We start from the raw sequence: 23589 nt of genomic DNA, 5'->3' as shown, positions 1-23589 counted from the left end.
CCGGGGGCGTCACTCCACCGCAGCACAATCATTCATCCTGACGTCATGGGGGAATTCAGGCACCAGCCGCCCCTGAGACATGCGCAAGACCCGATCGAACAACGGCAACAGCCGCGGATTATGGGTGACCGTCACCAGGGTTTTACGATTTTCACGGCAATGCGCCACCAGAGCCGACATCACCGTCGCCGCAGTCTTTTCATCCAGATTCGCCGTCGGCTCGTCCAGCACCAACACCGGGCAACGGCTGTACATGGCGCGCGCCAGCAACAGACGCTGGCGTTGCCCCAGCGACAGCCCGGCATGGCTCTCCCGCACCAGGGCATTCACGCCCCCCGGCAGCTGCGACACCGCGTCCGCCAACCCCAAGCTGCGCAGCGCCTGTTCCACCTGCCGTTGCTGGCCCGGCGCCGACGGCGCGAACAGCGTGATGTTCTGCAACACCGAGGCATTGAACAGAATGTCCTCCTGGCTTTGCAGGAAGAACAGCCGCTGCGCGGCGGCGTTTGCCAGTATGCGCCCATCCAGACTCAACTCCCCCTGCTGCGGCGTCAGCAGGCAGGCCAGCACCTTCAGCAACGTGCTTTTGCCCGCGCCGGAACCGCCGCAGATGGCAATACACTCCCCCCGTTCCAGCGTCAGCGACAAGTCACGCAACACCGGTTGGCCGGCGTCGTAAGCGAAACTCATCCCCCGATACGCCAACCGCGCCTCAAAATGATTCACGCTTTCGTCGTCAGGCCCGGTGCGAGGGGATGCCGCGGGAAACAGATCCCGCGCACGTTCATCGATGACGTGCAGCTGGTTTTTCTGCAAAACGGCGAAAAAGATCTTGCTGCTGTACGAGGTAAAGATTTCACGCAGAAAGCTGTAGGCGAAGAATGCCCCCAGACTGAGCTCACCCTCCTTCAGCAGCGGCAACGCCAGCAGCATGAACAACACCATCTCCAGACTGCCTATCAGCTGGTAAATGCTGCCCTTTATCTGCTCGTAGATCTTTTGCTGCTGCAGGCAATTGAACAGCGAACGGGCATGTTCGGCGAACCCTTCCTGCCGCTGGCCGGCCAGACCGGCGGATTTGATGGTCGAAAAACCCTGAATGGTTTCCAGGATAAAGTCATTTTGCACCGCGCCTCGCACCTGCAACTGCTGGGTGTAGTGGCGATCGCGGTAGATGGCCCACACGCTGACCGCCCCCATCAGAAGCACACCGACAACCGGCACCAGCGCCAGCATTGGGCTCAGATAACACATCACTGCCAGCGCGATGGCGCCGATAATCCAGTCGGTGCGCAGGCCGTTGTCCAGCTCGATCTTCTGGCCGGCGGCCATTTGCCAGCTGGTGAAACGGCTGAAGATCTCGCCGGGCGCGCGCTTACTGAAGAAGTTCAGCGAATTTTCCAGCAGGCGAGAAAACCCGGCGGCGCCGTGCAACAACACGAAATTTTTGATGAAACGTTCGGTAAAGGTGCGTGCAATCAGCGCCAACGCCGTGGACGCCACGAACGCCAGCAGATAGTAGGCGTAAGGGAACGCGACCTCGCCGGCCATGGCGAACACCTGATTGATCGCGCTGGCGACCATCATCGGCATGATGAACAGCGTCAGCGAGATAAAAAACGTCATCGCCGCCAGGCGATAAATGCCGGCGATGCTGGCGGTATCCTTCAGGCTTAAGCTGGCGAAAGCGCGCCGGCGGCCGCTGCGCGGGGCCGGTGCACCAGCCGGTATCTCATCGCGATCCAGCACCAACGCATAGCCGCTGATTTCCGCTTTCAGGGCAGCGTACGGCAGCAGTTGCTGCCCCAATGCCGGATTCATTACGCATACGTACCCCCCCTGGCGATACGCCAGCAACACATAGTGGCCTGCGCCGTAATGCAAAATGGCCGGTAAAGGCAGCGCCGCCAGATCCTGATGCTCAAACGCCACCGGATAAGCCGGTAGCGCCAGCTCTCCCAAAATGGCGCACAGCGTCGCCAGCGAAGTGCCGTGCTGCGAAGCGGGATAACGCTCCCGCAGTTCCGTCAACGGAGCGCGAATGCCCTGAGTTTCCGCCAGCATGGCGATACAGGCCAGCCCGCACTCATTGATTTCGCTCTGCAAGACCGGCGTAGGAAGGGTGTTTTCCATACGTAGTGATATCCCTGACTTATTCGTTAATAAAAAATAAAGAGTGCGAATGCCATAGCAGCCAATCATCTGCATGCTGCCGGAGGGTGCGCTCAACGATCGCCGGCATGGCGAGGCCGACCTGCTCTGCAACGATCGGTTCTTCAATGTGAATGCGGATGCCGCGATCGAAATAAAGCGAATAGCACACCACCTGAGCCCGCAACGCCCGGGAAAGCCGAACGATACCGCTGTGCAAATGCGCCGGCCGGCCGAACAGATGGCAGGCCAGTTTGGCCGCAGCACCTTGCTTGCCGTTCAGGGTGTAATCAGGCGTGATGTCCGGGAAAAGGATGATGTTGCGCCGATGTTCCGCCGCTTCCAGCATCGCCTGCGACAAGGTGCCGGCGATATGCCGCGGATCGTCGTGAATCGAGCAATAGTCGAGCCGCTGCCGCCATTCGTTTTCCGGCGATCGCCGCGCAAACGCCTGCACATCACCGGAAACGATCACCGTTGCCCGCCCGGGATAAACACCCGCGCCGACCAGCGTCGCCAACACGTCGGAGACCGTATGCATCGGCGCCAGCAACACCGGCACGCCCGCACGATGCAGCGGCGCCACGACCCGATCAAGCTGCGCAGAACAGTCCGCCAAATGATTCATCAACACCGCATTGCGGGCATAGACCGCCGCGACATCCAGCCACTGCCGCCGCTGCATCAGCCAGGCGAAATCCAACTTGCCCTCACCCAACAGGCTTTGGCGATTCGCCAGCGCTACCGCATGCCGGTGGCGAAAGCGACGCTGCGGTCTGCTTCCTCTCAACCGCCGGCACACCGCCAGCCACAGGCGATAATCCACACGCCGCAGCAGCGCACACGTCAGGCGGTTGCTCATCCCGGCACCGGCAGCCGAGAAGCGAGCCATTGCGTCCAGGCCGTTACGCCAGGCCAAATACCCCCGAACCGCGAGCAGGCGCATCACGGGGCCAGCGGCTTATCGTGCTGCAGCAGCGATAGCAGCTGCCGGCTGAAAGCGGAAAACTCACGATCTTGCAGCGCCAGCCATTTGCGATTGACGATAAAACTGGGGGTCGCGTTGATCTGGTAATAACGGCTCACTGCCGTCATATACGCCAACAGCTCTTTGACCCGCTCTGACTCTCTGGCCTGCTGATAGGCGGCCTCATCGATACCGTTGGCCGTCAGCCAGGCGCTGAGCTGTTTGTCGTCCGCCAGGTTGAGGTTTTCTTTGATAATGGCGCGGTAAGCGGCGGGGCGATGCTGCGCTTCGATCCCCATGATCGTCAGCGTGGCGAACAGGGGCGCAAAGGCCGCCATACCGGCTTGGCTGTCGTCGCTGAGGTGCAAACGCACCAATTTGGCCCCCGCCGGTAAACTTTTTTCCAGCTCGGTCACGCCGCTTTCGTTGACTTCACAATAGTGGCAGGCATAAGAGAAGACTTCGACAATGGTATTATCGTCTTGCAACGGGCTTTGCTCGATTTTTTCCGGGGCGATAAAGCTCAGGCTTTCTGCCTCCGGCGGTTGCATGACGTAATGTTTAAAATAAAAGGCGGTCAGAAAAGAAGAGGCAAAAATAATAACGAGCGTATAGCTGATAAAAAGCAAGGGACGTTTATACATAACGGACGCATCCTGTGCATATATTAATACTCACCCGGCAGGGTGAATACATGAAAAAGAGTTAATACTGTAAATAATGAGAACGTAAAGATGACTTTTCGCCCGGTATCAGGCGGGCCAGCGCGAACGCTGCCCGCCTGCCCACCGCTAATCTAAATGCAGGGGATTAACCCGCCTCAGCTTGGCGTGGTTGGGTTAGACGGGCAGCTTGCTACCGGCGCCGGGTGATAAGTCTTTCTCACACCGCCAAACTTATCGGCACAGGTGGTGACCAGCTGGCAGGTGCGGTTATTGCCGCTGCCCACCCAGGCAAACTCCTTGGTACAAACAAAAGTACCGCCGACGATGTTTCCCGCTTCTGACAGATTGATTTTCTTCATTACAATATCCTTATATATATTAAAATATAAACACACTACCCATTACTCTGTCGGCAGACAGAGCAATTTTTCAATACATTTTAAAACCATCTAATTAATAACGATGAGAGCACTTCGGGAAAAAGCATAGCCATACCAAACGAGCAGATCAATACAATTATTTACACTGTAAGTTAAAGTTAATCGAATAAGTAACCCTCGATTACGGGACTATTCCAATTTAAATTGGACCAAAAACAAGAAAGCCAGACCAACTCCTGTTACAGCAAGGAAAACAAAAAAGGATAATTCTCAATAAAATGAAAAATAAAATAAGAAAAAATCAGATCTGACCAGTTGGCAATGACGTGCAACACGCTGAAAAGATTGCTTCCTGCCGCGCCGGATTTACACTGGGCAACAGGACTCTCACTCTACAGGATGCCCATGCTCGCCACTCACGAATACGCCAACGACCTGATTCTGTTTGCCCTGATTGTCGACTGCGGCTCGTTCAGCAAGGCCGCCGAGAGCGCCGGCATCACCAGCTCGGTGGTCAGCAAACGCATCGGGCGGCTGGAAAAATCGCTGGGCGCCCGGCTGTTGTACCGCACCACCCGCAGCCTGACGCTGACCGAAAGCGGCCAGGCGCTCTACCAGCAGGCCAAAGAGATCGGCGCCAAAGTGCAGGAGGCGCTGTACGCCGTCAGCGAAAAGAGCGAAGAATTGACCGGCGCCATTCGCATGTCGGTGCCGACCATCTCGGGCGAGCTGCTGCTGAGCGAGAGCGTGGCGGAATTTTGCGCTCTGCACCCCAACCTGAAAGTCGAGATGCGGCTGGAAAATCGCTTTGTCGATCTGGTGGAAGAAGGTATCGATCTGGCGATCCGCACCGGCACCATGCCGGATTCGAGCCTGATTGCCCGGCCGATCTTCGATTCCCGCTGGGTGATCGTCTGCTCGCCGGGATACCTGGAAAGCCACCCGGAACCGCGCAGCGCCGAAGACCTGCTCGACCACAACTGCCTGACCTACACCTACCAGGAAAGCGGCACCGCCAACTGGCTGATGAAACGGCCGGGGCGCAGCGAGATCTACGAGCTGCAGGTTAACGGCAACCTGTCGGCCAACAATGCGCGAGCGATCCGCAAAGCGGTGATCGGCGGCCACGGCATCGCCATGGTGCCGCGCTGCATGGTGTATGAAGATTTGCAGGACGGCAAACTGACGGAGATCCTGGCCGGCCACTGCGGCAAGGTATTGGGCATATACGCCGTCTATCCTTACACCCGCAATCTGCCGTTAAAAACCCGCCTGCTGATCGAACATATCATCGGTTCCTACCAAAATATCAGCCACTATTTTTGAATTTTTCCCTCTGATTATTTCCCTGCGGCCGCAAAAGACCGCGGGGATTACCGCATTTTTGGACATAATCTATTGAACATTACCGCTTAATTAATGTGAGCCTGCGCATTCATCACACAAAAATACTTCTTATCATTATGATTTTTAAGCAGTTAATTTAACCCCTTCTGCCGGCCAGTTTCCCACCGCCGGCGCCGTTCGCCGATGTTAAAAAAATACCGCATGGCATCGTCGCCAACGTTGTGATTAGAATGAAAATGTTGCGCTAATTAACCTTTCAGCTACATGTCTCTGCCCATAAAAATAATAACCCTGAGGATCTTATGCCCCTGCTTTTCAGTATTGCGCCCATCATCCTGCTGATTTGGATGATGACCAAAAGGAATGGCGTGCCCTCTTACCTCGCCCTGCCGCTGACGGCCGCCGTGGTGTATGCCGTACAGCTCCTGTGGTTCGATGCCTCGCTGCGGCTGCTGCATGCCAATATCATCACCGCGCTGGTGTCGACGCTGACGCCGATCACTATCATCGCCGGCGCTATCCTGCTCAACAAACTGATGCAGGTAAGCGGCGCGGAAAACGTGGTGCGCCGCTGGCTGGAAACCATCAGCCCCAATCCCGTGGCCCAGCTGATGATTATCGGCTGGGCCTTCGCCTTTATGATTGAAGGCGCCAGCGGCTTCGGCACCCCCGCCGCCATCGCCGCGCCGATTCTGGTCGGGCTGGGCTTCAACCCGCTGCGCGTCGCCCTGCTGACGCTGGTGATGAACTCGGTGCCGGTCTCCTTCGGCGCCGTGGGCACCCCCACCTGGTTCGGCTTTGCCAATCTCGGCCTGTCGGACGCCAGCCTGCTGGAAATTGGCCGGCAGACCGCGCTGATCCACTTCGTCGCCGGCTTCGTCATTCCTCTGCTGGCGCTGCGCTTTATCGTTTCCTGGCAGGATATCCGCCGCAACCTGCCGTTTATCCTGCTCAGCGTGCTGAGCTGCACCGTGCCCTATCTGCTGCTGGCTCAGGTGAACTATGAATTCCCGGCGCTGGTCGGCGGCGCGATCGGCCTGGCGCTCTCGGTACTGTTGGCGCGCGGCGGCATCGGCCTTGCCCGTAGCGACAAATCGCAGAGCGCCGGGCAGGTGGTGCCGTTCTTGCAAGTGGTCAAGGCCATGACCCCGACCCTGCTGCTGATTGCTATTCTGATAGTGACGCGTGTCCATCAGCTGGGCCTGAAGGCGCTGCTCAACAACACCGCGCTGCTGTGGCAGGAAAACCTCGGCTGGCTCGGGGAGCTGCGCATCAGCCGGGCGCTGATCGTCGAACTGCAGCAGGTGCTGGGCACCTCCGCCGCCGCCGGCTACAAAACGCTGTATGTCCCGGCGCTGATCCCGTTCCTGCTGGTGGTGCTGCTGTGTATCCCGCTGTTCCGTCTGAATGGCGGCCAGGTGCGGCAAATGTTCAGTGAAACCGGCGGGCGCATCGCGCGGCCCTTTATCGCCCTGTTCGGCGCGCTGGTGATGGTCAACCTGATGATGCAGGGCGGCGACAATGCGCCGGTGATCCTGATCGGTAAAGCGCTGGCGGCGCTGACCGGCGAGAGCTGGCTGCTGTTCTCGTCGTTCCTCGGCGCGCTGGGCTCGTTCTTCTCCGGTTCCAATACCGTCTCGAACCTGACCTTCGGCGGCATTCAGCAGTCGATCGCCCAGAGCAGCGGCCTTGACGTCAATCTGACGCTGGCCTTGCAGTCCGTCGGTGGCGCCATGGGCAACATGGTGTGCCTGAACAATATTATCGCCGTCTGTTCGATCCTCGGGATCGGCAACGCCGAAGGCAAAATCATCAGAAAGACCGTGCTGCCGATGCTGGCGTACGGCGGGATTGCGGCCGGTATGGCAGCGATCCTCACGCTCTGACTGAATACTCGTTATCGCAAGCAAGACAAGAAGGTAAACACTATGATCATCTCCGCGTCAACCGACTACCGGGCCGCCGCCCAGGCCAAACTGCCACCGTTTCTGTTTCACTACATCGACGGCGGGGCCTACGCGGAACATACGCTGAAGCGCAATACCGCAGATCTGGCCGATATTGCCTTGCGCCAGCGCGTGCTGCGCAATATGTCCGAACTCAGTCTGGAGACCACGCTGTTCGGCGAGCAGATGGCGATGCCGGTGGCGCTGGGGCCGGTGGGGTTGACCGGCATGTACGCCCGCCGCGGCGAAGTGCAGGCCGCGCGCGCCGCGGCCAAAAAAGGCATTCCGTTCACGCTGTCCACCGTGTCGGTCTGCCCGATCGAAGAGGTAGCGCCGGCAATCGATCGGCCAATGTGGTTCCAGCTTTACGTGCTGAAAGATCGCGGCTTTATGCGCAATGCGCTGGAGCGCGCCAAGGCCGCCGGCGTGAAAACGCTGGTGTTTACCGTCGACATGCCGGTGCCGGGCGCCCGTTACCGCGACGCCCACTCGGGGATGAGCGGGCCTAACGCCGCCCTGCGCCGCGTGCTGCAGGCGTTTGCGCATCCGCAGTGGGCCTGGGATGTCGGCCTGCTCGGCAAGCCGCACGATCTGGGTAACGTCTCGGCCTACCGCGGCAAACCCACCAGCCTGGAAGACTACATCGGCTGGCTGGGCGCCAACTTCGATCCATCGATTTCCTGGAAAGATCTGGAGTGGATCCGCGAATTCTGGGACGGCCCGATGATCATCAAAGGCATTCTGGATCCGGAAGACGCCAAAGACGCGGTGCGCTTCGGCGCCGACGGCATCATTGTCTCCAACCACGGTGGCCGCCAGTTGGACGGCGTGCTGTCGACCGCGCGGGCCATGCCGGCGATCGCCGACGCGGTGAAAGGCGACATTACCCTGTTGGCCGACTCCGGCATCCGCAGCGGCCTGGATGTGGTGCGCATGATCGCGCTGGGCGCCGACACCGTGCTGCTGGGACGTGCCTTCGTCTATGCGCTGGCGGCGGCCGGCGAAGCCGGGGTGGCTAATTTATTGGATCTGATCGACAAGGAAATGCGCGTCGCCATGACGCTCACCGGCGCGAAAACCATCGCGGAGATCAACGCCGGATCGCTGGTCAGAAACGCCTGAATCAAAGCGGCTGCACGCCTTCCGGGTAGGCGTTATAGCTCATTTTGCTGATGAAGGCCCCGGCCGGTGACACCAACACCCGGCCGGCGGCGTCCAGCCCGAGGAAGGTGCCGGTGCAGCGCCCGGAGATAAAGTCGAAGAAGAACACCGAGCACACCGGGATAATCTTTTCCCGGAAGGTGAACAGGAACATCTCGTCCTCAAACTTGTAGTAGGTGGCGTAGTCCATGTCGCCGTGGCCGAATTGCTCGCCGCGCAGGTTTTGCCAGGCGTAGCGCTCGGTGTTGACGTAGAAGTGTTCGTAATAGTGGTTGGGGCTGTAGACGTTCAGCGTACGATAGCCGATCAGCTCGCGGGTCAGATGCGGCGCGGTGCCACCCGGCGTGACGCCGACAATCCGGCCGACGTGGAAACTTTGCTTGAGGCGCGAGCCCTTTTCCACCGTCTGTTCCGGCAACAGCGTGCTGCGCACCAGCAGCGCCCGGCCGCTGTCACGATTGAGTACCAGCGTCAGGCACTCGTTGCCCGGCGACTGCAGCGGAATATTGAAGAAATAGCGCGCGGCGGAGGTTTGCACCTCTTCGTAAGCGTCCTCACCGCTCTCCCCTCCCCAGGCCCACAGCACCCGTTGCCGATCGGCACTGAAGCGCAGCGTGATTTCCCCGTCTTTTTCAAAGGCGATCTGCAGCGTTTTGCCCCGCCAGTCCTGGGTGCCCGGCAGCCGATTAGTGTCGATACCGCGCGCGAAATCGTCGTAATTCTTCCAGTCCGGCTCGGCATTTTGATTCAGTACGGATTGTTCAGCTGACATCTTCGCTCTCCTTGATTGAATGGGATGAAAACCGCCTCAAACGTCGGCGACGCCCGCCGGTTTTACCGCTCTGCGGCTCACCACCGCGGGTGCGGTTTCATCGAGAAAACAACTCAGTACGCCGGCGCACACGGCGCCCGCGGCCGCCAGCCACATCACGCTGACCAGCCCGTAGCGATCGGCGATCAGCCCGGCGATAAACGGCGCCAGACAGCCGCCAATCACCTCGCCAATCCCCATCACCAGCCCCAACGCGGTCGCGATGCGGGCCGGCGACACCGTTTCCGACGGGATGGTGGCCATAAACAGCGTGAAGCAGCCAAGGCCGGTATAAGACAGGAACACCAGTACGCCCAGCAGCCACGGGTTATCGACGTAGCTCAGAAAGAGTGGGCAGCACACCGCCAGCAGCGAAAAGAAGATCAGCGTCGGCTTGCGGCCGAGGCGATCGGAGATCGACGGCACCGCCACGCCCCAGAATACCCAGGCGGCGCCGATGGCGCTCATGATGCCGCCCATCGTGCCTTCACCGAAGCCACGGTCGGTCACCAAAAAATTAGGAGTGAAGGTAATGATGATCATGAACCAGGTGACGAACACGCAGGAGATCAGAATGCACAGCGCCACGTTCTTGATTTTAAACAGCTCGCCGTAAGCGCCTTTGTTCGCCGCCTTGCCGGTCGCCGGCGCAGCGCTGAAAGCGGGATCCTTCTTGCCGTTCACATAGCGATAGATCAGCCACGCCAGAATGATGCCCGGCACGGCGGTCAGGTGGAACGCCATGCTCCAGCCCCACTTCTGTGCCAGATAGATGATCAGCGGCGGCGCGATAATACCGCCCAACAATCCCGGCGCCGCCCCCTGGATCAGCCCCATATTAAAGCCGCGGCGCTGCGGCTGCGATTTTTCCACCATCAGCGATTGTGCGATCGGCAACACCGGCCCTTCGGCGATCCCCATCAGCGCGCGGAAGATCAATAACATGGCAAAACCGCTGACCAGCCCCGACAGCGCGGAGAACAGCGAAAACACCAGGATCGACAGGATCAGCATCGGTTTACGGATATTAAAGCGATCGGCAATCGCCCCCAGCCCGGCGCCGGACAACGCCCAGGTCAATGCCAGCACCGCCGACAACGTACCAAGATGCACGTTGCTCAGCTTCAAATCGGCGGCAATCATCGGAAACAGGAAAGAGATGGTCAGGCGATCGACGAATACGCAGCCGAACACGAAAAACAAAATGATCAGCAATCGGTTCTCTTCGCTCAATCGCGAGCGCTGTCCTGGCGAATTATTCATAGCGTCATTAGTCCATAAGTTAACTTATGAATGGCGAACGGCCATGGCATAAGTCGGTTAAGCGCTCGGCCAAGAGAAACATTGGCCATCGGTCACGATAACAACTCATTAACATATTAACGATATAAACTTATCTCAAGTAACGGGCATGTCAAACGGCCGTTGAAAACGACGACGGGGTGGCAAATCAGGTATTTTTCACAGAGCGCGAATGACATGAAAATAAATCAATATTATGTTTTTACTGATTTAAATAAAATTACCCGGCACTTTTTACTTTTATCGAAAAAGCCAAAACACCGTGATTTATAAACAGGTTAATAAATAAAACTTAATTCCTTCTTATGCATGGATGACATTTCCCTTTCCATCGGCCGCATTGCCCCACCCGCTTTATTATTTGAATCCGTTTGCTTTATCGCAGTTATGGCGCGAACGATTAACTCCATTGTGTTAATCAATAATCACGTCATGATATTATCAATGCTGAATAATAATAAAAGCGCAGGCCGTGACCGGAATCACAAACAGAATCCCCTTTAACGTCCTGCGAGCGGGTTATTACCGGCGCGGCTAGCTTATGCCAACTCGTTCCAACCCCGGATGGAAAAACGGCGGCATGATAAGCGGCAGGTAACCAGCAAGGAGATGAACATGACGACAGCACTGACAAAAGCCGGTTTCTGGCGCAAAACCGCCGACTCGTCATCGCTGCGTGAGCCGCGCGTGCTGATTCGGGTCTACGTTGACGAAGGCGAAATCGATCGCGCCATCGCGTTTTACGAGCAGTTGCACGGCGTAACGGCGGACATGCGCTTCAATTTTCCCGAGCATCGGCTGGTACTGGCGGCGGTGGGGCCGTTTCTGATCCTGGAGGGGGCGGAAGAGCAGTTGCGCCCTTTCCGCAGTACCGTCGGCACGCTGCTGGTCGATGACATTTATCCCTATCACCAGCGGCTGCTGGCCGCCGGAGCAGAGATTTTCTTCGGCCCGGTGGAGGTGCCCACCGGCACCTGTTTCAATGCGCGCCTGCCGGACGGCACGACTGTCGAGTACGTGCATCACCGGCCGCGCGCAGACGAATAAACCGCCTCAGGGCAGCACCGGCTTCATGGCGTAACGGCACAGATCCTTGCGCAGGCTGACCATGTACAGCACGATCACCGCCGAGAACGGCAGGCCGCACAGTACCACCGCGGTCTGCATCGCGCTGAAACTGCCGGCGTACAGCAACCCGGCGCACACCAGCGTGGTGACCGCCGCCCAGAACACCCGCAGCCAGGCCGGCGCGTCATCATGGGCGGAACCGCCCTGGCAGGAGAGGTTCGCTATCATCAGCGTGCCGGAATCGACCGGCGTCAGGAACAGCACGAAACTGATCACCACCACGAAACCGGCAGTCAGTTGGGTATAGGGCAGATATTCGAACAGCTTGAACACCGCCATCGGCGGATCGCTTTGCGCCACCTGCCCCAGGATCGCCTGCCCGCCTTCCAGCACCAGACTGATGGCGGTATTGCCGAAGATGGACAGCCACGCCAGCGTGAAGCCCAGCGGGATCAGCAGCACGCCGAAAATCAGTTCGCGAATGGTGCGCCCTTTGGAGATCCGCGCGATGAACAGCCCGACGAACGGCGCCCACGCCACCCACCAGGCCCAGTAGAACAGCGTCCAGGCGCCCTGCCACTGGCGCGCCTTGCCGTACAGATACATATCGAAGCTGCGGCTGACCAGCGAGGTCAGATAATCGCCGAGGTTTTGCAACATGCCGTTCAGCAGATTCAGCGTCGGCCCGGCCAGAAACACGAACAGCAGCAGCAGGCACAGGAAGCCGACGTTGATGTTCGACAACATGGCGATGCCCTTCTCGACGCCGGTGACCGCCGCCAGCGTGGCCACCACCATCATCACCACGATCAGCGCCAGCAGCACGCCGGTGCTTTGCGGAATATCGAACAGATAAAACAGCCCCGAGTTCACCAGCAGCGCGCCGATCCCCAGGTTGGTTACCATTGAGATCACCGTCACCAGAATGCCGAAACTGTCCACCAGGTGACCGATGCCGCCGTGGGTGCGCTCGCCGAAGATCGGATATAACGCAGAGCGCAGCGCCAACGGCAAGCCGCGACAATAGGCGAAATAGGCCAGCGCGGTGGCAATCAGCGCATACAGCGCCCAGCCGTGCAGCCCCCAGTGCAAAAAGGTCAGCGCCATCGCCTGTCGCGCCGACTGCACGGTGCCGCCGCTGCCTTCCGGTGGAGACAGGAAGTGATCCAGCGGTTCATAGGCGCCGTAGTACACCAGCGCAATGCCAATACCCGATGAGAACAGCATCGCCACCCACGAGGGATAGCTGAACTGCGGCGGTTCGTCATCCTGGCTGAGTCGAATATGGCCGAAGCGCGACAGCGCCAGCCAGAAGACGAACACCATACAGATGACCATCAACAGCATGTAGTACCAACCGAACACGTCGGCGACCCAGGTTTGCGCGGCGTTCAGCCACAGTTTGCTGGCGGAGGGAAACAGCACGACCAGCGATCCCAGCAGCAGGATCACCGCCGCCGAGCCGAAAAATACCGGAGCATTCAATCTGACAGGTTCTTCGTCAAGCGATGGGGGAGTTTTAATTGTCATTGGCAGGCTTCCATGATGCGAAAGACAGACGATTTCAATGCCACATTTTGTTAACACTTTATCGTCATTTATTTGACATTTTCGCAGCATATAGAGTATTGATTGACCGTTCAATCAATCAAATCCAAAGTGTGATTGGCCTATCAGTTGAGGAAAATATGTACCGAAGAGACATTCCGGAGCAGCGTAAGGAGCAGCTGATTAACGCCGCCTTCGAGACCATTAACGTCGTCGGGCTGGCTGGCGTCACCCTGTCTCAGGTGGCGAAAGAAGCCGGGCTGTCGACCGGCATCGTCAGCCACTATTTTGGCGATAAAGAGGGGTTGCTGAGCGCCACCATGCGCAAAATCCTGCGCGATCTGCGCGACGCGGTAGCCGAATGCCGCGCGCAGGCGGCGAGCGACAGCCAGTCACAGCTGTTCGCCATTATCCAGGGCAACTTCCACCCCAGCCAAACCAACGCCGTGTCCATGCGCGCCTGGCTCGACTTCTGGGCCGCCAGCATGCACCAGCCGGTGCTGCGACGCCTGCAGCGCGCCAACGATCGGCGACTCTATTCCAACATTTGCTGCCAGTTCCGTCGCGAGCTGCCGCTACGGCAGGCTCGTGACGCCGCGCGCGGGCTGGCGGCAATGATCGATGGGCTCTGGCTGCGCGGCAGCCTGGCCGGCGACGAGACAGACCTGAAGCAGGACTGCCGCATCGCCTGCGACTACGTGGCGCAGCGGCTCAATGCCGCTCAGCCGCTGGGGTGAACGCCCTCGTCAGCGCGATTCCTGCTCTTCGCTGTACTGGGTTTGCCACATCGCGGCGTAGCGGCCGTTCGCGGCCAGCAGCGCCTCGTGCCCACCGCGCTCGACGATCTCCCCCGCTTCCAGCACGATGATCTCATCAGCGTCCACCACCGTGGAGAGCCGGTGGGCGATCACCAGCGTGGTGTGGTTGCGGCTCACCTCGCGCAGGTGCCCCTGGATTTCGCGTTCGGTCTGGGTATCCAGTGCGCTGGTCGCCTCGTCGAACACCAGGATGGCCGGATTTTTCAGAATGGTGCGCGCAATCGCCACCCGCTGCTTTTCACCGCCCGACAGCTTCAGCCCGCGCTCACCCACCCGGGTGTCGTAACCGTCGGGCAGACCGACGATAAAATCATGGATATGCGCCAGCCGCGCCGCCCGCTCGATTTCTTCATCGCTGGAGCCGGTTTTGCCGTAGCCGATGTTGTAGCGCAGCGTATCGTTGAAAAGCACCGTATCCTGCGGCACGATGCCGATCGCCTGCCGCAGGCTGGCCTGGGTCAGTTGGCGAATGTCCTGACCGTCGAGAGTAATGGCGCCGCCCTGCACGTCGTAGAAGCGGAACAGCAGGCGCGACAGCGTGGACTTGCCCGCGCCGGAGGCGCCGACCACCGCCACCGTGTGGCCCGCCGGAATGGTAAAACTCACCTGCTTGAGGATCGGCCGGCGCGTGTCGTAACCGAAGCTGACCGCATCGAACCGCACTTCGCCGCGATCGAGGCGCAGCGGCTGCGCATCCGGGCTATCGACGATCTCACGCTCTTCCTGCAGCAGATCGAACATGTTCTCCATGTCGATCAGCGCCTGACGCACCTCGGAATAAATAAAGCCGAAGAAGTTCAGTGGCTGATACAGCTGCAGCAGATAGGCGTTGACCAGCACGAAGTCGCCGACCGTCATCGTCCCCTGCGTAATGCCCTGCGCCGCCATGGTCATCATCACGATCAGCCCGATCGAAATAATGGCGGTTTGCCCCAGGTTGATCGCCGTAAAACTGAATTGGTTCTTGATGGCGGCGTATTCGTACAGCCGACGCGACAGATCGAAGCGCTCGGCTTCGAATTCTTCATTGCCGAAGTACTTTACGGTCTCATAGTTCAGCAGGCTGTCGATGGATTTGCTGTTGGCGTCGGCGTTGGCCTTGTTGAGCTCGCGGCGAAAGCGGGTGCGCCAGCTGACCGCCAGCACGGTGAACAGAATGTAGCAGCCGACCGTCGTCAGGATCGCCAGCGCGAACCAGCCGTTCAGCATGTGCCACATGATCGCCGTGACCAGCGTCAGCTCGAACAGGATCGGCACGATGGAGAACAACAGCCGCGACAGTACCGTGGACACCGCCTGGGTGCCGCGCTCGATGGACAACGACAGCCCGCCGGTCTGGCGCTCCAGATGGAAGCGCAGGCTCAGCGCATGCAGCTGGCGAAACACCCGCACGCCCAGCAGGCGCGTGGCGTTCTGGCTGACGTGGATGAACATCACGTTGCGCAGTTCCTCAAACAGCGCGCCGCCCACCCGCGCTACGCCATAGGCGACGATCAGCCCCAGCGGCACCGCCAGCATTTTCGCCGTCTCGCCGCTCAGCGCATCGACCATCGCTTTGTAGGCCAGCGGCACCAGCGTGGTGCTGACCTTGGCCGCCACCATGAACACGAAGGCCACCACCAGGTACCCCCGCAGGCGCGGGTTGTCTTTCGGCCACAGGTAGGGCAGCAGGAATTTCAGCAAACGGGAACGATCCATCATGTAATATTCATCTTCTCGGTCGGGATCGCGGCGCACGGCCGCGCGGGGGTTATGAGTTTGGCCTGGCCGGCGGCGAACGCCGCAGCCATCCCATTCTCCTGCGGCGGCAACTCAGCATCATCCGTCAGGAGAAGCAGCGGCGGCTCGGGCAAAGTTCAGGCATGGAGGAGACAATCACATGACCCAGACGTATGCAAAGCGCTTTGCGCAGGTCTTTGACTATATCGACCGCCACCTGGACGAGGCGCTCACCGTCGAAAAACTGAGCGAAGTGGCCCACTTTTCGCGCTTTCACTTTCAACGCCAGTTTAGCGCGTATTGCGGCATCTCGGTGTGGCGTTATATCCAGTGGATGAGGCTCAAACGCGCCTCGTACCGCCTGGCGTATAACCCGCTGGAGCCGGTGATTGACATCGCGCTGGACGCCGGTTTTCAAAACCCGGAGTCCTTCAGCCGCGCCTTCAAACAGGCGTTCAGCCAAACGCCAAGCCAGTTTCGCAAACGGCCGGCCTGGATCGATTGGCAGCAGCGCTTTCCCGAGCCGAAACACACAAGGAAACAACCCATGAAGGTAGACATTGTCGACTTCCCGGCCACGCCGGTGGCGATGATCGAACATCGCGGCCCGTCCGCGCTGGTTAACGAAACCGCCGCGCGCTTTATCGAGTGGCGCAAAACCAGCGGCCTGTCGCCGGTCAGAAGCAGCCGTACTTTCGGCATCGCACCGCACGATCCGGCCACCACCGAAGCACAGGACTTCCGCTTCTTCATTTGCGGCGAGGTCACTGCGCCGATCCCCGAGGACAGTGCCTTCGGCGTGGTGAACAGCACGCTGCCGGCCGGGCGCTGCGCGGTGCTGCGCCATCACGGCTCGCTGGATGGGCTCTCGGAAAGTGCCCATTATCTGTACCGCGAGTGGTTGCCGGCCAGCGGCCAAGAGCTGCGCGATTTTCCGCTCTATTTCCACTACCACAACTTCGTGCACGAAGTGGCGGAATATGAACTGGTGACCGATCTTTACCTGCCGCTGAAGTAGCTGACATCTGGCTCCGCCAGGAGCCAGACTGACGTTAACAGGACGGCGACGAACCTTGCGGCGGCAGATAACGCTGCGGATCAAGCGCGGTGGCGCGGTAGCGGATCTGGAAATGCAGGAACACTGAATCGGTGCCGGTGCTGCCCATGGTGCCGATCTTCTGCCCCGCCTTCACATCCTGGCCGTTGCGCACCAGCGTGGTGTCGTTGTGCGCATAGGCGGTAATAAAGTCTTCGCCGTGCTTAATCATGATCAGGTTGCCGTAGCCGCGCAGCTGGTTGCCGACGTACACCACTTTGCCCTTGGCGGAAGCGTAGATCGGCTGGCCGCGTTTACCCGCGATGTCGATGCCCTTGTTGCCGCCATCTGAATTGGAGTAGGCCTGCACGATCCGGCCGCTGGTCGGCCAACGCCAACAGCGGGCTGCGCCCGGCGGCGGCGTTTGCTTGGCGATCGCTGCGGAAGACGTTTTACGTCGCGTGGCGGCGGTTTTGGTCGGCGTGCCGCCGCTCAGCCGCAGTTTCTGCCCCACTTCCAGGCTATAAGGCGGGCGTATCTTGTTGATTCTGGCCAGATCGCTGACTTCGCTGTCGGTGATCCAGGCGATGTAGTACAGCGTATCGCCCCGTTTGACGGTGTAAGACTTGCCGGTGTAGCTGCCCTTCGGCAGTTTGTCGTAGTCGCGGTTGTAGGTGTTTTTACCCGAACACCCGGCCAACAACAGCCCCAATGTCAGACACACCGCGACGCGGCGCCACCCAGCCCATTTGCTTCCTGTGCTCAAATCCAGTCCTCAGTCGTCGTTTCGGTTCTGATACGCGTCAGCCGCACAGTGTAACATTTGCGCCGGGTCAGTCAAAAACCCCCGGACGGTCTATGCTAAACAGGTAAGGATGACTGATTAATTACCCAACGACGAAATGGAGTACTGTCATGTTGAACCTCGACCGCAATAATCTGCCCCTCCTGAGCGAAGAACTGCTCAAAAAGCAACGCACCACCCTGCTGATCATCGCCTTCCTGCTGTTGGCGGGCGGGATACTGTGCCTGGTCAATCCTTTCGCCTCCGGCGCAGCGCTGAGCATCGTGGTCGGCATCCTGCTGCTGTTGAGCGGCGCTGGGCTGATTATCGCCATGATCGCTAACCGGGCGCAGAATACCTGGCCGATGATCGGCGGCATTCTGCTGGGCGTGGCCTACCTGATTATCGGCTATGTATTCATCACCAGCCCGCTGGCGGGCATTCTGGCGCTGGCGGTGTACCTCGCCGTGCTGTTCGCGCTCGGCGGCATCGCGCGCCTGGCGGCGGGCTACATGCGCCGCGGGCTGCCGGGCAACTGGCTGCAGTTCGTTATCGGCGTGCTCGATTTGATCATCGCCTGGATGCTGATTGGCTCAGGCCCGGCGGCGTCGGTCACGCTGGTGACGGCGATCGTCGGCATCGAGATGCTGGTCAGCTCCTTTGCGCTGTTCCAGGCGGCGAATCTGTTTAAACGCGCCTGATCGTACCGGCCCGCCGCCGCGGGCCTCATCGCTTTCGTTGTTTCCAGACAAAACAAGGCGATACCCCCTCTGCTTGTCCGTGGTTATCTTCATCGGTAAGTGCCAATATAGGCGCAGACAAGGGAGCTAAAGCCGATGACCACCCATTCCAACCCGCTGAACTCACGGGAAGTCTGCCTGCAATTACGCCACTTCAATCAGGTAATCGGGCAACAATGTCGCAATATGGCGCGCCAAAAAGCCACCTGCCCGTGCTGCCTGGCGGACATTGTCACCGGCTGCGACGCCGGTATCAAACTGTGCGGGCAGCAGCTAGCCAAACCCAGCCCGCAAACCCCGTTATTCCAGCAGATTCGCAACTTGCTGCTCGATCTGCGCGCCGAAGCGAAAGGGGTTCGCCGAATCGAGACGCTTAATCGCACCAACAATGAAATATCCTGGCTGTTGCGCGAGCTGTATTTCGAGACGTTCTGAACATAAGGGCCGCGCGCCCATCGCTTAACGTCAATCGGCGCGGCTATCATCCGCGCCGAATCATGGCGACACCATTCTCATCTCCCCCTTATTCTCCCTCTTTTAGCGCGGGCGTTCATCCAGCTTTACGACCGCCGTCACACCTCGCTACCGCCAAATTGCGTTGGTTATAGAGTCGTCTACAATTCAATCGAATTACCCCCTACAACATCAGAAATTATTATTATTAGAGGTGATTATGTTACAGAAACACGAAAACGTAATAAGTATGACTGTACTAAGCCCGCAAGCCACCCAACAACTGATGCCTTCGTTTTCCTCCTTGCCCCACACGCAACACGCCGACGGCAAATATCGTCTGCGCCGTTATTCGGTCGTCAAATACCTCAACCCCAACGTCGCCGAAGTGGGGCCGCGCACCTTCATGCAGTCCGATCAGATCAACCACTTCCAGGGCAACGTGGTGCGCCGCTTCGAACCTATCGACAGCGCCGTGCTGCAGAGCGCCGGCATGGCGGAGATGTGCAACCTGTTTGCAGAAAGCAACGAACTGCCGGAAGGCGCCGAGATAGAGATCCACCAGATGCGCGTGGTCGCCATCGAGAAAGACACCCAGGTGGCGCCGGAAGGCATTCACCAGGATGGCTTCGACCATATCGCCATGATCGCCATTCACCGGCACAACATCGTCGGCGGTGAAATCATGCTGTACGACGACAGCCACCACGATCCCTTCTTTAAAAAAGCGCTGGCGGACGGTGAAGCCGTGCTGCTGGCGGACAGCAAACTGTGGCACAACGCCACGCCGATCAACGCCGTAAGCCCAACTGAAGAAGGCCATTTGGATCTCTTCGTCCTCACCGCGCGGGGAGAGAAAGCATGACCTTTACGCCCGAGCTCGCCCGACGCCAGTTCAGCGCCCTGTCCCAGCACATCGACGGCAAACCGGCGATCTTTTTCGACGGCCCCGGCGGCGCACAGGTTTCACGGGGCGTGCTGGAAAAGATGACGGACTACCTGGGGAAATACAACGCCAACCTGGGCGGCCACTACTTCTCCAGCCGGGTCACCGGCGAGGTGATGGGCCAGGCGCGCGAATCGGTGCGCGCCTTGTTAAATGCGCCTTCGCCGGACAACATCGTCTTCGGCATGAATATGACCACGCTGACTTTCCATCTCAGCCGCATCATCAGCCGCGACTGGCAGGCCGGCGATGAGGTCATCGTCACCGCGCTCGATCACTACGCCAACGTTTCCAGCTGGCAGCAGGCCGCCGCAGACCAAGGGGCCGTGGTGCATCAGATACCGCTGGAGAGCACCGACTGCGCATTGGACGCCGCAAAGGTGTGTGAGCGCATCAACGCCAATACCCGCCTGGTGGCGGTCAGCTACGCTTCCAACGTCACCGGCAGCATCGTCGATATCAAAACCATCGTCGAAGCTGCGCATCGGGTCGGCGCGCAGGTGTATGTCGACGCCGTGCACTATGCGCCGCACAACCTGATTGACGTGCAGGCGCTGGGCTGTGATTTCCTGGTGTGCTCAGCCTACAAGTTCTTTGGCCCGCACGTCGGCATGGCCTACCTCGCGCCGCAGTGGTTGCAACGCCTGCGGCCGTACAAAGTCGAGCCGGCCACCGATGTCGGCCCCGGCCGTTTCGAGACCGGCACGCAAAGCTTCGAGGCGCTGGCCGGCGTCGCGGCGGCGATCGACTATCTGGCGCAGTGGGGGACGCCGGGCGCGCCGTTAAGGCAGCGTTTGCAGGAGAGTTTCGCCGCCTACCACCGGCATGAAGAGGCGCTGTGCCACCACTTTTTGCAACGGCTGCAGCAACTCGACGGCGTTCGGCTCTACGGCCATTCACAGGCGGACAGCACGCGCCGCACGCCAACCTTCGCCCTGACCTTCAGCGGCCAGACGCCTGACGCGATCGCCCGCCGCCTGGGGCAGCACAACATCTGCGCCGGCAGCGGGCATTTCTATGCGCTGGGTCTGATCCAGCAGTTGGGGTTACAGGACGGCGGCGTGCTGCGCATCGGCATGATGCACTACAACACCCAGGGCGAAATAGACACGCTGTTTAAGGTGATCGCCGAAGATATCCTCAGTTAACTCGCCACATCGGCCCGCTCACCTTATTGAGCGGGCCATCGCGGCACGCTGGGGGTAGAATCAAGGGGATTTTATTTTAGAAATGGATTTTTACTTTGCGAAAATATGCAGTTATCGCCGCCGCATTGATGATGTCTTCCTGCGCCACGCCGGAGAAATGGGAAGCGCAAACGGCAACCCCAACGCCCCTCGAAGCGGCCAGAACCCACTGCCGGCAAGAAGCCGAACAGCGCTATCCCGTGAACCTGTCTTTGCACGCCAGCTCGCCGACCTTCTCCTCCATGACGATCAACGGCACGGAGATCCCCAACGCCGGTGGCGGCGCTTTCCCCTCGGACAGCAATGAAATGCGCAGAACAGAATTCGTTAATGCCTGCATGAAATTGGAAGGATGGGAAAATAAAAATAAAGTGACCGGACTATTGGCATTTTTATTTAACTAACGGCAACACGGAATAACTCGGAATTACCGCGCTCAGGCAGCGGTAATTCCGCCCTATTGACCGGCACCGACAGCCTGACTATTTTGCTACGATATAACAGGTTACACCTCTCCTCCATTCAGGGCGATAATCAAACAAATGGAATAAATCAATTTATGAGTGAGAAAGACACCCCCCTAAAAAAGCCGCAAAGCCATATCAACAAAGCGGTATTCTTTACCTCTGCAGTCCTCATTTTTCTTTTGGTCGCGTTCGCCGCCTTTTTCCCCGACGTCGCTGACAAAAACTTCAAACTTCTGCAGCAACAAATCTTCACCAACGCCAGCTGGTTTTATATTTTGGCCGTAGCGCTGATCTTGCTCAGCGTGACGTTTCTGGGGCTTTCCCGCTACGGCGACATCAAACTTGGCCCCGATCATGCGCAACCCGATTTTCGCTACCACTCATGGTTTGCCATGCTGTTTTCAGCGGGGATGGGCATCGGCCTGATGTTCTTCGGCGTTGCTGAGCCGGTGATGCACTACCTCTCGCCGCCGGTCGGCACGCCCGAGAGCGTCGAGGCGGCCAAACAGGCCATGCGCCTGACCTTTTTCCACTGGGGGCTGCACGCCTGGGCGATCTACGCCATCGTGGCGTTGATTCTGGCCTTCTTCAGCTATCGACATGGCCTGCCGTTGACCCTGCGCTCTGCGCTTTATCCGATCATCGGCGACCGCATTTATGGCCCTATCGGCCACACCGTCGATATCTTCGCCGTCATCGGCACCGTGTTCGGGGTCGCAACCTCGCTGGGTTATGGCGTGTTGCAGGTTAACGCCGGGCTTAACCACCTGTTTGGCGTGCCGATCAACGAAACCGTTCAGGTGATCTTGATCGTGGTGATTACCGGGCTGGCCACCATTTCCGTGGTTTCAGGGCTGGAGAAAGGCATACGCTTTCTGTCAGAGCTGAACCTCAGCCTGGCGCTGTTGCTCCTGGCCTTGGTCTTGCTATTGGGGCCAACCGTCCTGCTGTTGAAATCCTTTGTGGAAAATACCGGCGGCTATCTGTCCGAGCTGGTCAGCAAGACGTTCAACCTGTATGCCTATGAGCCAAAATCCAGCAACTGGTTAGGCGGATGGACGCTGCTTTACTGGGGTTGGTGGCTCTCCTGGTCGCCTTTTGTCGGTATGTTCATCGCACGGGTTTCCCGCGGCCGAACCATCCGCGAATTTGTCACGGGCGTGCTGTTCGTCCCGGCCGGCTTCACCCTCATGTGGATGACGGTGTTCGGCAACAGCGCCATTTACCTCATCATGGAACAGGGCGCGACAGACCTCGCCACTACGGTACAGCAAGACGTGGCGTTGGCGTTGTTTAACTTCCTGGAGCATTTCCCGTTCTCCAGCGTGCTTTCGTTTATCGCCATGGCGATGGTTATCGTCTTTTTTGTCACGTCCGCCGATTCCGGCGCCATGGTCGTGGATACGCTGGCTTCGGGCGGCTCCAGCAACACGCCGGTTTGGCAACGCATTTTCTGGGCGGCGCTGATGGGCATCGTCGCCATCGCCTTGCTGATCGCCGGGGGACTCAGCGCGCTGCAAACCGTCACCATCGCCAGCGCATTACCTTTCTCGGCCATCTTGCTGATATCCATTTACGGCTTGCTTAAGGCCCTGCGCCGCGACCTGACCAAACGCGACAGCCAAAATATGGCCACCATCGCCCCCACCGCCGCTCGCAACCCCATTCCCTGGCAGCGCAGGCTGCGCAATATCGCCTACCTGCCAAAGCGCTCGCTGGTTAAGCGCTTTATGGATGAAGTTATCCAACCGGCCATGACGCTGGTGCAGGAAGAGCTGAGTAAACAAAACACGCTCAGCAGCATCAACGCCACCGCGGAAGACCGCATTCGTTTCGAGGTCGATTTGGGCGATGAGCTTAACTTTATCTATGAAGTCAGACTGCGCGGCTACAGTTCGCCGACGTTCGCCCTCGCCGGGCTGGATAACGATGAACAGCAAGCCGAGCAGCACAAGTATTATCGCGCGGAGATCTACCTGAAAGAAGGCGGCCAGAACTACGATGTCATGGGCTGGAATCAGGAGCAGTTAATCAACGATATTCTCGATCAGTACGAGAAACACCTGCATTTCTTGCATCTGGTGCGCTAAAGG

Annotated in this window: 21 protein-coding genes; 12 read left to right on the top strand and 9 right to left on the bottom strand. The window is 59.0% G+C overall.

Annotated features, from left to right (window positions below):
- Window positions 1-9: 9 nt before the first annotated feature.
- From ACUTSC_RS17010 to ACUTSC_RS16995, 4 genes are all read right to left on the bottom strand, one after another.
- Complete coding sequence (locus ACUTSC_RS17010) at window positions 10-2133, bottom strand: peptidase domain-containing ABC transporter (RefSeq protein ID WP_445653469.1); 2124 nt, start codon at window positions 2131-2133, stop codon at window positions 10-12.
- Window positions 2134-2152: 19 nt separating this feature from the next.
- On the bottom strand, window positions 2153-3097 hold the full coding sequence (locus ACUTSC_RS17005) for an ABC transporter (protein WP_197768445.1): 945 nt from the start codon (window positions 3095-3097) through the stop codon (window positions 2153-2155).
- Window positions 3097-3762 carry a DsbA family protein gene (locus ACUTSC_RS17000; RefSeq protein WP_197773491.1) on the bottom strand — a complete coding sequence of 222 codons (666 nt, stop codon included), beginning with the start codon at window positions 3760-3762 and terminating at the stop codon, window positions 3097-3099. The genes ACUTSC_RS17005 and ACUTSC_RS17000 overlap by 1 nt, the downstream gene beginning before the upstream one ends.
- 176 nt (window positions 3763-3938) lie before the next feature.
- The gene (locus ACUTSC_RS16995; RefSeq protein WP_087763657.1) at window positions 3939-4142 is read right to left on the bottom strand and encodes a DUF4762 family protein; all 204 of its coding nucleotides are present in this window, start codon (window positions 4140-4142) and stop codon (window positions 3939-3941) included.
- Window positions 4143-4568: 426 nt separating this feature from the next.
- On the opposite strand from ACUTSC_RS16995, the gene ACUTSC_RS16990 reads away from it, so the two are divergent.
- The 3 genes from ACUTSC_RS16990 to lldD all read left to right on the top strand — a co-directional run bounded on the left by ACUTSC_RS16990 (window position 4569) and on the right by lldD (window position 8578).
- On the top strand, window positions 4569-5489 hold the full coding sequence (locus ACUTSC_RS16990; protein WP_197768447.1) for a LysR substrate-binding domain-containing protein: 921 nt from the start codon (window positions 4569-4571) through the stop codon (window positions 5487-5489).
- Between the two features lie 323 nt (window positions 5490-5812).
- The gene (locus ACUTSC_RS16985) at window positions 5813-7396 is read left to right on the top strand and encodes a lactate permease LctP family transporter (RefSeq protein ID WP_197773492.1); all 1584 of its coding nucleotides are present in this window, start codon (window positions 5813-5815) and stop codon (window positions 7394-7396) included.
- Window positions 7397-7438: 42 nt separating this feature from the next.
- A complete protein-coding gene (gene lldD, locus ACUTSC_RS16980; protein WP_197768449.1) occupies window positions 7439-8578 on the top strand; it encodes an FMN-dependent L-lactate dehydrogenase LldD in 1140 nt (379 codons plus the stop codon).
- A gap of 1 nt (window position 8579) precedes the next feature.
- Here the strand turns inward: lldD and ACUTSC_RS16975 are convergent, their stop codons facing one another.
- Both ACUTSC_RS16975 and ACUTSC_RS16970 read right to left on the bottom strand, forming a co-directional pair.
- Window positions 8580-9389, bottom strand: a complete 810-nt coding sequence (locus ACUTSC_RS16975) for a MoaF C-terminal domain-containing protein (RefSeq protein ID WP_197768450.1) — start codon at window positions 9387-9389, stop codon at window positions 8580-8582.
- A 36-nt stretch (window positions 9390-9425) separates the two neighbouring features.
- Window positions 9426-10691, bottom strand: a complete 1266-nt coding sequence (locus tag ACUTSC_RS16970; RefSeq protein ID WP_445653468.1) for an MFS transporter — start codon at window positions 10689-10691, stop codon at window positions 9426-9428.
- 654 nt (window positions 10692-11345) lie between these two features.
- Between ACUTSC_RS16970 and ACUTSC_RS16965 the strand changes: the two genes are divergently transcribed.
- Window positions 11346-11777, top strand: a complete 432-nt coding sequence (locus ACUTSC_RS16965; protein ID WP_445653467.1) for a VOC family protein — start codon at window positions 11346-11348, stop codon at window positions 11775-11777.
- A gap of 6 nt (window positions 11778-11783) precedes the next feature.
- Here the strand turns inward: ACUTSC_RS16965 and ACUTSC_RS16960 are convergent, their stop codons facing one another.
- The gene (locus tag ACUTSC_RS16960) at window positions 11784-13328 is read right to left on the bottom strand and encodes a BCCT family transporter (RefSeq protein ID WP_197768452.1); all 1545 of its coding nucleotides are present in this window, start codon (window positions 13326-13328) and stop codon (window positions 11784-11786) included.
- A gap of 158 nt (window positions 13329-13486) precedes the next feature.
- Here ACUTSC_RS16960 and betI point away from each other — a divergent pair, with 158 nt between their 5' ends.
- Window positions 13487-14083, top strand: a complete 597-nt coding sequence (gene betI / locus ACUTSC_RS16955) for a transcriptional regulator BetI (protein ID WP_060441322.1) — start codon at window positions 13487-13489, stop codon at window positions 14081-14083.
- Between the two features lie 9 nt (window positions 14084-14092).
- Here the strand turns inward: betI and ACUTSC_RS16950 are convergent, their stop codons facing one another.
- Window positions 14093-15862, bottom strand: a complete 1770-nt coding sequence (locus ACUTSC_RS16950; protein ID WP_033638572.1) for an ABCB family ABC transporter ATP-binding protein/permease — start codon at window positions 15860-15862, stop codon at window positions 14093-14095.
- A 181-nt stretch (window positions 15863-16043) separates the two neighbouring features.
- Between ACUTSC_RS16950 and ACUTSC_RS16945 the strand changes: the two genes are divergently transcribed.
- Complete coding sequence (locus ACUTSC_RS16945) at window positions 16044-16901, top strand: GyrI-like domain-containing protein (RefSeq protein ID WP_197768453.1); 858 nt, start codon at window positions 16044-16046, stop codon at window positions 16899-16901.
- Window positions 16902-16935: 34 nt separating this feature from the next.
- On the opposite strand, the gene actS is transcribed toward ACUTSC_RS16945, so the two are convergent.
- On the bottom strand, window positions 16936-17685 hold the full coding sequence (gene actS / locus ACUTSC_RS16940; protein ID WP_197768454.1) for an amidase activator ActS: 750 nt from the start codon (window positions 17683-17685) through the stop codon (window positions 16936-16938).
- Between the two features lie 149 nt (window positions 17686-17834).
- Here actS and ACUTSC_RS16935 point away from each other — a divergent pair, with 149 nt between their 5' ends.
- From ACUTSC_RS16935 to ACUTSC_RS16910, 6 genes are all read left to right on the top strand, one after another.
- Window positions 17835-18404 carry an HdeD family acid-resistance protein gene (locus ACUTSC_RS16935; RefSeq protein ID WP_033644791.1) on the top strand — a complete coding sequence of 190 codons (570 nt, stop codon included), beginning with the start codon at window positions 17835-17837 and terminating at the stop codon, window positions 18402-18404.
- A 135-nt stretch (window positions 18405-18539) separates the two neighbouring features.
- The gene (locus tag ACUTSC_RS16930) at window positions 18540-18878 is read left to right on the top strand and encodes a hypothetical protein (RefSeq protein ID WP_197768455.1); all 339 of its coding nucleotides are present in this window, start codon (window positions 18540-18542) and stop codon (window positions 18876-18878) included.
- Between the two features lie 268 nt (window positions 18879-19146).
- Window positions 19147-19761, top strand: coding sequence for a 2OG-Fe dioxygenase family protein (locus ACUTSC_RS16925; RefSeq protein ID WP_225735536.1), 615 nt, complete (start codon window positions 19147-19149; stop codon window positions 19759-19761).
- On the top strand, window positions 19758-20990 hold the full coding sequence (locus tag ACUTSC_RS16920; RefSeq protein WP_197768456.1) for a cysteine desulfurase-like protein: 1233 nt from the start codon (window positions 19758-19760) through the stop codon (window positions 20988-20990). Before ACUTSC_RS16925 ends, ACUTSC_RS16920 begins: the two co-directional genes overlap by 4 nt.
- A gap of 128 nt (window positions 20991-21118) precedes the next feature.
- A complete protein-coding gene (locus ACUTSC_RS16915) occupies window positions 21119-21433 on the top strand; it encodes a hypothetical protein (RefSeq protein ID WP_047730850.1) in 315 nt (104 codons plus the stop codon).
- A gap of 155 nt (window positions 21434-21588) precedes the next feature.
- A complete protein-coding gene (locus tag ACUTSC_RS16910) occupies window positions 21589-23586 on the top strand; it encodes a BCCT family transporter (protein WP_445653466.1) in 1998 nt (665 codons plus the stop codon).
- Window positions 23587-23589 lie beyond the last annotated feature (3 nt).

Source organism: Serratia sp. TSA_105.2 (assembly GCF_052692115.1).
This window is presented reverse-complemented; position numbering and strand designations above follow the sequence as displayed.